An 11,961-nucleotide genomic window follows, 5' to 3' on the forward strand; every position below is an offset into this window, starting at 1 on the left:
CGTAACAGGTACTGGAGGTCCGAACCGACTAGTGTTGCAAAACTAGCGGATGAGCTGTGGATAGGGGTGAAAGGCTAAACAAACTTGGAAATAGCTGGTTCTCTCCGAAAACTATTTAGGTAGTGCCTCAAGTATTACCGTCGGGGGTAGAGCACTGTTTAGGCTAGGGGGTCATGGCGACTTACCAAACCTATGCAAACTCCGAATACCGACGAGTACAGCTTGGGAGACAGAGCACCGGGTGCTAACGTCCGGACTCAAGAGGGAAACAACCCAGACCGCCAGCTAAGGTCCCTAAAATTGGCTAAGTGGGAAACGAAGTGGGAAGGCTAAAACAGTCAGGATGTTGGCTTAGAAGCAGCCATCATTTAAAGAAAGCGTAATAGCTCACTGATCGAGTCGTCCTGCGCGGAAGATGTAACGGGGCTAAGCCAGTTACCGAAGCTGCGGATGTGCAATTTATTGCACGTGGTAGGAGAGCGTTCTGTAGGCCTGTGAAGGTGTCTGGTAACGGATGCTGGAGGTATCAGAAGTGCGAATGCTGACATGAGTAGCGTTAAAGGGGGTGAAAAGCCCCCTCGCCGTAAGCGCAAGGTTTTCTACGCAACGTTCATCGGCGTAGAGTGAGTCGGCCCCTAAGGCGAGGCAGAGATGCGTAGCTGATGGGAAACAGGTCAATATTCCTGTACCGATGTGTAGTGCGATGTGGGGACGGAGAAGGTTAGCTCAGCCAACTGTTGGATATGTTGGTTCAAGCCTGTAGTCGTGCCTGGTAGGCAAATCCGCCGGGCTTAGATGAGGGGTGATAACGAGTCTGCTTGCAGACGAAGTGAGTGATACCCTGCTTCCAGGAAAAGCCACTAAGCTTCAGCTACACACGACCGTACCGCAAACCGACACTGGTGCGCGAGATGAGTATTCTAAGGCGCTTGAGAGAACTCAGGAGAAGGAACTCGGCAAATTGATACCGTAACTTCGGGAGAAGGTATGCCCCAAGTAGGTGAACTCGAACAGAGGGAGCCCAACGGGGTTGCAAAAAATCGGTGGCTGCGACTGTTTAATAAAAACACAGCACTCTGCAAACACGAAAGTGGACGTATAGGGTGTGACGCCTGCCCGGTGCTGGAAGATTAAATGATGGGGTGCAAGCTCTTGATTGAAGTCCCAGTAAACGGCGGCCGTAACTATAACGGTCCTAAGGTAGCGAAATTCCTTGTCGGGTAAGTTCCGACCTGCACGAATGGCGTAACGATGGCCACACTGTCTCCTCCTGAGACTCAGCGAAGTTGAAATGTTTGTGATGATGCAATCTCCCCGCGGAAAGACGGAAAGACCCCATGAACCTTTACTGTAGCTTTGTATTGGACTTTGAACAGATCTGTGTAGGATAGGTGGGAGGCTTTGAAGTGATGTCGCTAGATGTCATGGAGCCAACGTTGAAATACCACCCTGGTGTGTTTGAGGTTCTAACCTAGGTCCATTATCTGGATCGGGGACAGTGCATGGTAGGCAGTTTGACTGGGGCGGTCTCCTCCCAAAGCGTAACGGAGGAGTTCGAAGGTACGCTAGTTACGGTCGGACATCGTGACGATAGTGCAATGGCATAAGCGTGCTTAACTGCGAGACTGACAAGTCGAGCAGATGCGAAAGCAGGACATAGTGATCCGGTGGTTCTGTATGGAAGGGCCATCGCTCAACGGATAAAAGGTACTCTGGGGATAACAGGCTGATACCGCCCAAGAGTTCATATCGACGGCGGTGTTTGGCACCTCGATGTCGGCTCATCTCATCCTGGGGCTGTAGCCGGTCCCAAGGGTATGGCTGTTCGCCATTTAAAGAGGTACGTGAGCTGGGTTTAAAACGTCGTGAGACAGTTTGGTCCCTATCTTCCGTGGGCGCTGCAGATTTGAGGAAGCCTGCTCCTAGTACGAGAGGACCGGAGTGGACACACCTCTGGTGTATCGGTTGTCACGCCAGTGGCATTGCCGAGTAGCTAAGTGTGGAAGAGATAACCGCTGAAAGCATCTAAGCGGGAAACTCGTTTCAAGATGAGATCTGCCGGGGCCTTGAGCCCCCTGAAGAGTCGTTCAAGACCAGGACGTTGATAGGTCAGGTGTGGAAGCGCAGTAATGCGTTAAGCTAACTGATACTAATTGCTCGTGAGGCTTGACCCTATAACTTTGATAGCCGTGTACGCTCCTTCATGGATGTGTGCAAGCTTCGAAGATTGTTATGCCAAGTTGACGCAGTCAAAACACATAAAATCTGATTCCACTCTATGAATTCGTTGTCTTGCTCCAAGAGCAAGTCGACTCCAAGTTATGCCTGATGACCATAGCAAGTTGGTACCACTCCTTCCCATCCCGAACAGGACAGTGAAACGACTTTGCGCCGATGATAGTGCGGGTTCCCGTGTGAAAGTAGGTCATCGTCAGGCTCTTATAGCCCCAAATCCCCTCAGTCTCCAAAGGACTGGGGGGTTTTGCGTTTGGGCCGGCGAATCATGGCTGTTGCCGGTGCCGGCATTTCACGCCAGGGCGCCATGGCCGTACGAAATTTCACCATTGCTGTCGAAATGGCAGTCCATCATCCGTCGTGCAGAAAGAGCCTTGGTGCGCTCTGACTTTCCCACCCCACGAGGAGATCCCGATGCGATTCATGGTACTGATCAAGGCCGATGCCAACAGCGAAGCCGGCGTGATGCCCAGCGAACAGCTGATGGCCGAGATGGGCAATGCCAGTAAGTTAAGCAAAGCCCCTTCGGGGTCTTTGTTGTTTGTACAGTGCAGACTTCAATCAATCGAGCTTTGGCCATAGCGGTCAAGCGATAGCCAATGCTGCTGCAAGAGTACCTGAGCGATACCCACGACTTCGCAACCCCCGAGCAATGGGGCGTAGTTCAAAGCAGCGTACCCCAACAGTGGATTGAACAGGCCCTGCAGATGAGTGGCGTGGCAACACTGCGCAAGCGGCGATTGCCCATGGAGCAGGCACTTTGGCTGGTATTGGGTGTGGCCTTGCTCAGAGACCGTTCCATAGTGAACGTGGCCGAGGTACTGGAGTTGGCACTGCCTGGGCAGCACGATGAGCCCATCAGCTCCAGCGCGCTGAGCCAAGCGCGCCAACGGCTGGGCAGTGAGCCCCTGCAATGGCTGTTTCGACACACCGCTGCACATTGGGCGCACCAGGAGGCCGGTCGCCACCGCTGGCAAGGCTTGGCGCTGTACGCGCTTGATGGCGTGGTCTGGCGTACCCCCGACACGCAAGACAACCGCCAGCACTTTGGCTGCCAGCGCAACCACCCAGACCACCAAAGTCCCTTCCCCCTGGTGCGCATGGCCTGCCTGCTCGATGCCAGAGCACGTTTGTTGGTAGATGCCAGCCTGGATGCCTACGACACAAGTGAGTACACCTTGGCTGAACGCCTGTGGCCGCAGTTGCCGCCGAACTCGCTGGTGATGGTGGACAAAGGCTTTTACTCGGCTGGCCTGCTGTGGCCGCTGCAGCACCGCCAGGGGCGCCACTGGCTGATCCCTGCACGTGCGGGACTCAGGGGTGAGGTGGTGCAAACGCATGGCCCTGGCGATGTGAGCTTGCGCATGAAGGTCTCGCCCCAAGCTCGCAAGAAAGACCCCGGCTTGCCGCTCACGTGGGAGGTACGGGCCATCACACGCGAGCTTGATGGCAAATCCAGGACCGTGTTCACCTCCCTGGCAGACGCTGCGCGTTACAAGGCCGATGAAGTATTCGCGCTGTACCACGAGCGCTGGGAGATCGAGCTGGCTTACGGGGAGATGAAGACGGACATGCTGGGCCAGGCGATGACGTTGCGCAGCCAGCAGCCCGATGGGGTCAAGCAAGAGTTGTGGGCGACTTTGCTGATGTACAACCTGATCCGCTTGGAGATCACACGCATCGCAGACGAGGCCAAAGTCGAGCCCTGCCGAGTCAGCTTCGTCACGGCGCTGCGCTACATCGTGGATGAGTGGCTGTGGAGTTCAGGCTCGCGCACTCCTGGGGCCATCCCGGCCAAGCTCGCAGCCATGAGAAAGAACATCCGCCGCTTCGTGCTGCCGCCTCGCAGGTCCCACAGGCGGTATCCGCGTGAGGTTCGAATGTCCAAGACCCAGTATCCCGTCAAGAAAAATACCGCTCAGGGTTAACTGAGCGGCATTGCCGAGATGGGCCGTTTCAACGAAGAACTGGTCCAGGCGGGTGTGATGCTGAACGGTGACGGGCTGCACCCCAGTTCGAGGGGCGCCCGTGTGCGCTTTTCCGGCCAGGCACGCCAGGTGATCGATGGCCCTTTTGCGGAAACCAAGGAGTTGATTGCTGGCTTCTGGATCTGGAAGTGCGCCTCGCTGCAGGAGGCCATCGATTGGCTCAAGCGCTGCCCGAATCCGATGCTGGGGGAGTCCGAGGTCGAGATCCGGCAGATCTTCGACGCCGAGGACTTCGGCGCCGAATTCACGCCCGCATTGCGCGCGCAGGAAGAGCGCCTGCGCATCCAGATCGAGGAACAACAGCGGCAACAGGACGCCTGAGAGGCTGAGAATCTTTCGTCCATGCCCGCCTTGCACGCCAAAACACCCCGGATCGTCGTTGCAAATGCTCGCCATAGCACGAGCTATGGCTGTGCTTTGCGCCTGGATCCGAGGCGTTTTGACGCACCCCTCGGACACGGCCAAAAAATTCCCAGCCTCTGAGCGGCCGGCGCCTTTACCTTCGCTTTAGGCTACGGCGGCGCTGGCCGTCTCCTGCTGATCTGCAGCGGCAAGGGACCCTGCCGGTCCGAAGCGGTACACCCCTTCGACGTCCATCACCCGGTCGAAGCGCCCATCGAGCCACAGCAAGTGCAGGTGGGCGAGCGCCTCGCCCAGCGCAAAGGTCATCTGGTGCGGGTCGAGCGGGCGCTTGAACATCACAGGCAGCACGTCGGTGGCCGACAGCGGGCCGGTGCGGCTGGCCTCCAGGATTTCCTGCAAGCGGTCCTGGTGGTGGCTTTGCAGCTGCCCTATGCGCACGTGCATGCCGGTAAAGGGCTTGCCGTGCGAAGGCAGGGTCAGCGTATCCGCTGGCAGGTCCAGGTAGCGCGCAATCGAGCTGAGAAACAGCCGCAGTGGGTCGGCTTCGGGCTCGGCCGCATGCACGCTCACATTGGTGGAGATGCGCGGCAGCACCATGTCGCCGCTGATCAAGACCGACAGCCCGGGGCAGTGCAGCGCGATATGTTCGGGCGCATGGCCATAGCCGCTGATGCAGTTCCAGGTGCGCCCACCGATCTCGATGGCATCGCCGTCCATCATGCGCCGGTAGGTGGTGGGCAGGTCCGGCACCAGCGAGTGGTAGTAGGAGCCACGGCCGTGCACATGGCTGAGGAACGCCTCGTCACGCGCACCGTGCGAGGTGTAGAAGTCGGTCCCGGCCTCGCCACTGAATCCGTCGCGGCTGCTTATCGCTGCGCGTGCAGCGTAGTAGTCGGTGGCACTGATCCACAGGCGTGCATTCCAGCGCGCGCACAGCCAGTGCGCCAGGCCGATGTGGTCAGGGTGCATGTGCGTCACGATCACACGCAGCACGGGCAGCCCGTCCAGGCTGGAGGCGAACACGTCCTCCCACTGCGCGCGCGTGAGCGGGTTGTCGATGCAGCAGTCCACCACCGTCCAGCCGTCCACCAGGGTGTTGCCCACGCGCTGGCGGTCGCGCAGCAGCCACAGGTTGATGTGGTCCAGCGCAAACGGCAGCCCCATGCGGATCCAGCGCACCCCTGGTGCCACGTCCATCGCCACCCCGGGTGCGGGAAGGGTGTCGCCCATGGGGTAGGTGATTTGGTGTTCGAGGGGGTTCATGCGGTGCCTGCTTGGGTTAGCATTGACGTTAACGTAAACGTCAGATTCACTGCATTGTAGGGACGGTTCGCGAAGCGACTGTCGCCAGTGCGAAACCTGCATTCTCCCGACTGCCCCATGGCCACCTCCTACACCATCAGTGACCTCGCCAAAGAGTTCGACCTCACCACGCGAGCCATGCGCTTCTACGAAGACATGGGGCTGCTGCAGCCCCAGCGCACCGGCCCGGCCGGGCGCAACCGCATGTACAGCGCGCGCGACCGCACGCGGCTGCGACTGACCCTGCGCGCCAAGCGCCTGGGCCTGTCGCTGACCGAGGCCAAGGAGATCATCGACCTCTACGACAGTCCGCGCGACACGGGCGCGCAACTGCGCAAATTCCTCGAGGTGCTGGGCGTGCACCGCAAGCAGTTGGAGGAGCAGTTGGCCGACCTGCAGGCCAACCTGGAAGAGGTGGAAGAGCACGAGCAGGAGGCCCGGGCACTGCTAGACAAGGTGGAGAAGCAAAAATGAGCCATAATTGACGTTTACGTAAACGTCAATCAAATTTCCTTCCAGGAACCTGCCGTGACCAGCCCAGCTTTCGAGGTAAGAAGCCCGCGCTATGCGGACCGCGTGAGAGACAGCTTTGCGCTGCAGGGCGCCATGCAGACGCTGGGTGCGCGCCTGGCCCGCATCAAGCCGGGTGCGGTGGACATCGAGTTCGATTGGGCTGCCAGCCTCACGCAGCAGCACGGTTTCCTGCATGCCGGCATGGTCGCCACAGCGCTCGATTCCGCCTGCGGCTATGCGGGGTTCACTTTGATGGGCGACGATGCGTCAGTGCTCACCATCGAATTCAAGATCAACCTGCTGGCCCCTGCCCAGGGCGAGCGCTTTCGCATGGAAGGCCGGGTGCTCAAGCCCGGCCGCACCATCACCGTGACCGAAGGGCGCGCCTATGCCCTGAGCGCCCAGGGCGACAAGCTGGTGGCCACCATGGGCTGCACGCTGATGGCCGTGACCGGCCGAGACAACATCCGTAACTGAGACGTTCGTACCCCGAATCCGCATTACTTCCTACCAGGAGACAAACCATGAGCATCCCCGCCAACCTGCCAGGCCTGAACTTCCAGCTGGGCGAAGACATCGACGCGCTGCGCGACGCCGTGCGCGATTTCGCCCAGGCCGAGATCGCCCCGCGCGCCGCCGAGGTGGACAAGAATGACCAGTTCCCCATGGACCTGTGGCGCAAGATGGGCGAACTGGGGGTGCTGGGCATCACCGTGCCCGAGCAGTACGGAGGTGCCGCCATGGGCTACCTGGCGCACATGGTGGCCATGGAGGAGATCTCGCGTGCCAGCGCTTCCGTCGGCCTGTCCTACGGCGCGCACAGCAACCTGTGCGTGAACCAGATCAACCGCAACGGCAGCGAGGCGCAGAAAGCCAAGTACCTGCCCAAGCTGATCAGTGGCGAGCATGTGGGTGCGCTGGCCATGAGCGAGCCGGGCGCCGGCTCCGACGTGATCAGCATGAAGCTCAAGGCCGAGGACAAGGGCGGCTACTACCTGCTCAACGGCAGCAAGATGTGGATCACCAACGGCCCCGACGCCGACACCCTGGTGGTCTATGCCAAGACAGAGCCTGAGCTGGGCGCGCGCGGCGTCACCGCCTTCCTGATCGAAAAGGGCATGCCCGGCTTCAGCGTGGCGCAAAAGCTCGACAAGCTGGGCATGCGTGGCAGCCACACGGGCGAGCTGGTGTTCAACAACGTCGAGGTGCCGGCCTCGCAGATCCTGGGCGGCCTGAACCAGGGCGCCAAGGTGCTCATGAGCGGGCTGGACTACGAGCGCGCGGTATTGACCGGAGGCCCCCTGGGGATCATGCAATCGGTGATGGACAACGTCATCCCTTACATTCACGACCGCAAGCAGTTCGGCCAGAGCATCGGCGAATTCCAGCTCATTCAGGGCAAGGTGGCCGATATGTACACCGTGCTCCAGGCGGGGCGCTCGTTTGCCTACACCGTGGCCAAGAACCTGGACATGCTGGGGACCGACCATGTGCGCCAGGTCCGCAAGGACTGCGCCAGCGTCATTCTCTGGTGTGCCGAGAAGGCCACCTGGATGGCGGGTGAGGGCGTGCAGATCTTCGGCGGCAACGGTTACATCAACGAGTACCCCCTGGGGCGCCTGTGGCGTGATGCCAAGCTGTACGAGATCGGCGCGGGCACGAGCGAGATCCGCCGCATGCTGATTGGCCGGGAGCTGTTTGCCGAGACCTGCTGAAACGGCAGGCCCATTGACCTTATTGAGAGCCAGAAACCCATGCCCACATCCATCGAAGACCTGTTTGTCCACAACCGCGCATGGGCGGCCCAGATGGAGCGTGAACGCCCTGGCTTCTTCACCGGCCTGCTGGCACAGCAAAAGCCCAAGTACATGTGGATCGGCTGCTCCGACAGCCGCGTGCCAGCCAACCAGATCACCGGGCTGGAGCCGGGCGAAGTGTTCGTGCACCGGAACGTGGCCAACGTGGTCGTGCCCACCGACCTGAACTGCCTGTCCACCATCCAGTACGCGGTGGACCAGCTGCACATCGAGCACCTCATGGTCGTGGGCCACTACGGCTGCGGCGGCGTGCTGGCCGCGCTGGAGGGCACGCGCGTGGGCCTGGCCGACAACTGGATCCGCCACGTGCAGGACGTGCGCGACCGCCACCGTGAGCTGATTGCCGCCACCGCACCCGAGTGGCGCCACGATGTGCTGTGCGAGCTCAACGCCATCGAGCAGGTGGTCAACATCGCACAGACCACGGTGATGCTCGACGCCTGGGGCCGCGGCGACAAGGTCACCCTGCACGGCTGGTGCTATGGCCTCAAGGACGGGCTCATCAACGACCTGCACATGACCATCGCCGGCACCGAGGGCCTGGACTCGCTGTACAGGGCCGCCATCGCCGGCGTAGCCGCCACCCGGCGGGGCTGAGCCCACAGGCCCCCTGCAGGATCGGTAGGCAGCCCATGTTCCCGCAACGACTCGACTCGCCTCAGGCGTACGACATCGCCAAGGCGATGATGGATGGCTTCAACCGCCACTACCGCCTGTTCCGCACCGAGTCCGCGCGTGCCAAGCACCGCTTCGAGACCGCCGACTGGCATGGCCAGCAGCGCGCCCAGCGCGAGCGCATCGAGTTCTACGACCTGCGCGTCAAGGAGTGCGTGCGCCGGCTCGAAAAGGAATACGACGCCGGCACCCAGCCCATGGACGTCTGGCACCAGGTCAAGCTGCACTACATCGGCCTCTTGGTCAACCACCACCAGCCCGAGCTGGCCGAGACCTTCTTCAACTCGGTGACCTGCAAGATCCTGCACCGCACGCACTTCCACAACGACTTCATCTTCGTGCGGCCCGCGGTCAGCACCGAGTACATCGAGAACGAAGAGCCCGCCGCCCGGCCCACCTACCGCGCCTACTACCCCTCGCGCGAGAGCCTGCACGACACGCTCACCCGCATCATCGACAACTTCCAACTGCAGGGCAGCTTCGCCGACCTGCCGCGCGACACCGGCCATGTGCTGCGCGCCATGCAGGGCCGCCTGGACAAGGTGCGCCTGCGCGCCAATTTCCAGATCCAGGTGCTGGCCAGCCTGTTCTTTCGCAACAAGGGCGCCTACGTGGTGGGCAAGATCATCAACGGCTTCCAGGAAGTGCCGTTCGCCCTGCCCATCCTGCACGACGACGAGGGCCGCCTGTATATCGACGCGGCCCTGTTCGGCGAGGACGATCTGCAGATGCTGTTCAGCTTTGCGCGCGCCTACTTCATGGTGGACATGGAGATCCCGAGCGCCTACGTGCAGTTCCTGCGCAGCCTCATGCCGCGCAAGCCGCGCGCCGAGATCTACAACGCCCTGGGCCTGGCCAAACAGGGCAAGACGCTGTTCTACCGCGACTTCCTCTACCACCTCAAGCATTCGAGCGACCGCTTTCGCATTGCGCCCGGCATCAAGGGCATGGTCATGCTGGTGTTCGACCTGCCATCCTTCCCCTTCGTGTTCAAGCTCATCAAGGACTTCTTTCCGCACCAGAAGGAAACCACGCGCGAGCAGATCAAGGCCAAGTACCTCCTGGTCAAGCAGCACGACCGCGTGGGCCGCATGGCCGATACGCTCGAATACAGTGAGGTGGCCTTTCCCCGCGACCGCTTCGACGACGAGCTGATCGCCGAGATCCAGAAGTTCGCGCCCAGCCAGCTCGAAATCAGCGACCGCGACGGCGATGGCCAGACCGAGGTCATCATCAAGCACCTGTACATCGAGCGGCGCATGATCCCGCTCAACATCTACCTGCAGGAGGCCTTTGACACCGGCCTGTCGGACCCCCGTGCGCGCCAGCAGATGGAGCACAGCGTGATTGAGTACGGCAACGCCATCAAGGACCTGGTGGCCGCCAACATCTTCCCGGGCGACATGCTGTGGAAGAACTTCGGCGTCACGCGCAACGGCAAGGTCGTGTTCTACGACTACGACGAGATCGAATACCTCACCGACTGCCACTTCCGCCGCGTGCCCGCGCCGCGCAACGAAGAGGAAGAAATGAGCGGCGAGATCTGGTACGCCGTGGGTCCGCGCGACGTGTTTCCAGAGACCTTTGGCCCCTTCCTGCTGGGCAACGACGCTGTGCGCGCCGTGTTCATGCAGCACCACAGCGACCTGCTGGACGCCGCCTTCTGGCAGTCGCACAAGGAGCGCATCCAGGCTGGCCATGTGTACGACGTGTTCCCCTACGACATCGACCGCCGCTTCACAGGCGCGCCGCGCGACTGACGGGCCTGCCCGTGCAGCGCGTGGCACCCCACCGCAACCCTAGCGATTCACCCCCCCCCACCTTTCAGGAGACAACACCATGAACCAGGACCCCATCGTCATCGTCGGCGCCGCACGCACCCCCATGGGCTCGTTGCAGGGCGATTTTTCCAGCCTGTCCGCCCATGACCTGGGTGGCGCCGCGATCAAGGCCGCCATGGAGCGCGCCGGTGTCGCGCCCGACGCCGTGGGCGAAGTGCTGTTCGGCAACTGCCTGATGGCCGGCCAGGGCCAGGCGCCTGCGCGCCAGGCGGCGTTCAAGGGCGGCCTGCCCAAAGGCGCGGGCGCGGTCACGCTGTCCAAGATGTGCGGCTCGGGCATGAAGGCCGCGATGATGGCGCACGACATGCTGCTGGCCGGAACGCACGACGTGATGGTGGCCGGCGGCATGGAGAGCATGACCAACGCCCCCTACCTGCTGCAGAAGGGCCGCGGCGGCTACCGCCTGGGCCACGACCGCATCTTCGACCACATGATGCTCGACGGCCTGGAAGACGCCTACGAGGCCGGCCGTTCCATGGGCACCTTTGGTGAAGACTGCGCCGCCAAGTACCAGTTCACGCGCGAGCAGCAGGACGCGTTCGCCACCGCCAGCGTGCAGCGCGCCAAGGCCGCCACCGAGTCCGGCGCGTTCGCGGCCGAGATCGTGCCCGTCACCGTCAAGACCCGTGCGGGCGAGACCCTGGTGTCGGTGGACGAAGGCCCGGGCAAGGTCAAGCTCGAAAAGATCGCCAGCCTGAAGCCCGCCTTCAAGAAGGACGGCACCATCACCGCCGCATCGAGCTCCAGCATCAACGACGGCGCCGCCGCGCTGGTGATGATGCGCGAATCGACGGCCAAGAAGCTCGGCTGCAAGCCCATCGCCCGCATCGTGAGCCATGCCACGCACGCGCAGGAGCCCGAGTGGTTCGCCACCGCCCCCCTGGGCGCCACGCAGAAGGCGCTGGCCAAGGCCGGCTGGGCCGTCGGCGACGTGCAGCTGTGGGAGATCAACGAGGCCTTCGCCGTGGTGCCCATGGCGCTGATGAAAGAGCTCGACCTGCCGCACGACAAGGTCAACGTGAACGGCGGCGCCTGCGCCCTGGGCCACCCCATCGGTGCCAGCGGCGCGCGCATCATGGTCACGCTGATCCATGCGCTCAAGGCCCGGGGCCTCACCAAGGGCCTGGCCACGCTGTGCATCGGTGGCGGCGAGGCCACGGCCATGGCGCTGGAACTGGTCTGATTTCAGCCCGGCATATTCGGCCAACAATAGCGACTTCGCCACCA

General features: G+C 61.7%; 8 protein-coding genes, 2 rRNA genes and 2 pseudogenes (1 of these 12 running past the window's edge). 11 read left to right on the forward strand and 1 reads right to left on the reverse strand.

Annotated elements, in window-relative coordinates; all coding sequences use genetic code 11:
* The 5 genes and pseudogenes from ACSQ9E_RS32520 to ACSQ9E_RS32540 all read left to right on the forward strand — a co-directional run.
* Nucleotides 1–2,174, forward strand: a 23S ribosomal RNA gene (locus ACSQ9E_RS32520) (it extends 705 nt beyond the left edge of the window).
* Nucleotides 2,175–2,324: 150 nt separating this feature from the next.
* Nucleotides 2,325–2,437 (forward strand): 5S ribosomal RNA (gene rrf, locus ACSQ9E_RS32525).
* Nucleotides 2,438–2,649: 212 nt separating this feature from the next.
* Nucleotides 2,650–2,733, forward strand: a pseudogene (locus tag ACSQ9E_RS32530) (YciI family protein); the annotation flags it as partial.
* A 101-nt stretch (nucleotides 2,734–2,834) separates the two neighbouring features.
* Nucleotides 2,835–4,163 (forward strand): IS4 family transposase, encoded by a 1,329-nt coding sequence (locus tag ACSQ9E_RS32535; protein ID WP_436216982.1) that lies wholly within the window; start codon nucleotides 2,835–2,837, stop codon nucleotides 4,161–4,163.
* Between the two features lie 9 nt (nucleotides 4,164–4,172).
* A pseudogene (locus tag ACSQ9E_RS32540) lies at nucleotides 4,173–4,544 on the forward strand (YciI family protein); the annotation flags it as partial.
* A gap of 186 nt (nucleotides 4,545–4,730) precedes the next feature.
* On the opposite strand, the gene ACSQ9E_RS32545 reads toward ACSQ9E_RS32540, so the two are convergent.
* Entirely contained in the window at nucleotides 4,731–5,849 is a 1,119-nt protein-coding gene (locus tag ACSQ9E_RS32545; RefSeq protein ID WP_436220146.1) for an MBL fold metallo-hydrolase, read from the reverse strand.
* Between the two features lie 117 nt (nucleotides 5,850–5,966).
* Between ACSQ9E_RS32545 and ACSQ9E_RS32550 the strand changes: the two genes are divergently transcribed.
* From ACSQ9E_RS32550 to ACSQ9E_RS32575, 6 genes are all read left to right on the forward strand, one after another.
* Nucleotides 5,967–6,362, forward strand: a complete 396-nt coding sequence (locus ACSQ9E_RS32550; RefSeq protein ID WP_436179878.1) for a MerR family transcriptional regulator — start codon at nucleotides 5,967–5,969, stop codon at nucleotides 6,360–6,362.
* A gap of 54 nt (nucleotides 6,363–6,416) precedes the next feature.
* The gene (locus tag ACSQ9E_RS32555) at nucleotides 6,417–6,878 is read left to right on the forward strand and encodes a PaaI family thioesterase (protein WP_436220147.1); all 462 of its coding nucleotides are present in this window, start codon (nucleotides 6,417–6,419) and stop codon (nucleotides 6,876–6,878) included.
* A gap of 47 nt (nucleotides 6,879–6,925) precedes the next feature.
* Nucleotides 6,926–8,116, forward strand: coding sequence for an isovaleryl-CoA dehydrogenase (locus ACSQ9E_RS32560; RefSeq protein WP_436179876.1), 1,191 nt, complete (start codon nucleotides 6,926–6,928; stop codon nucleotides 8,114–8,116).
* A 39-nt stretch (nucleotides 8,117–8,155) separates the two neighbouring features.
* Entirely contained in the window at nucleotides 8,156–8,815 is a 660-nt protein-coding gene (gene can / locus ACSQ9E_RS32565) for a carbonate dehydratase (protein WP_305742313.1), read from the forward strand.
* Nucleotides 8,816–8,850: 35 nt separating this feature from the next.
* Nucleotides 8,851–10,653 (forward strand): bifunctional isocitrate dehydrogenase kinase/phosphatase, encoded by a 1,803-nt coding sequence (aceK, locus tag ACSQ9E_RS32570; RefSeq protein ID WP_436220148.1) that lies wholly within the window; start codon nucleotides 8,851–8,853, stop codon nucleotides 10,651–10,653.
* A 79-nt stretch (nucleotides 10,654–10,732) separates the two neighbouring features.
* On the forward strand, nucleotides 10,733–11,917 hold the full coding sequence (locus ACSQ9E_RS32575; RefSeq protein WP_436220149.1) for an acetyl-CoA C-acyltransferase: 1,185 nt from the start codon (nucleotides 10,733–10,735) through the stop codon (nucleotides 11,915–11,917).
* The last annotated feature ends 44 nt before the right edge of the window (nucleotides 11,918–11,961 follow it).

Origin of the sequence: Acidovorax sp. LjRoot118 (assembly GCF_964253575.1) — a bacterium.
In the GTDB taxonomy this organism is placed as follows: domain Bacteria; phylum Pseudomonadota; class Gammaproteobacteria; order Burkholderiales; family Burkholderiaceae_C; genus Acidovorax.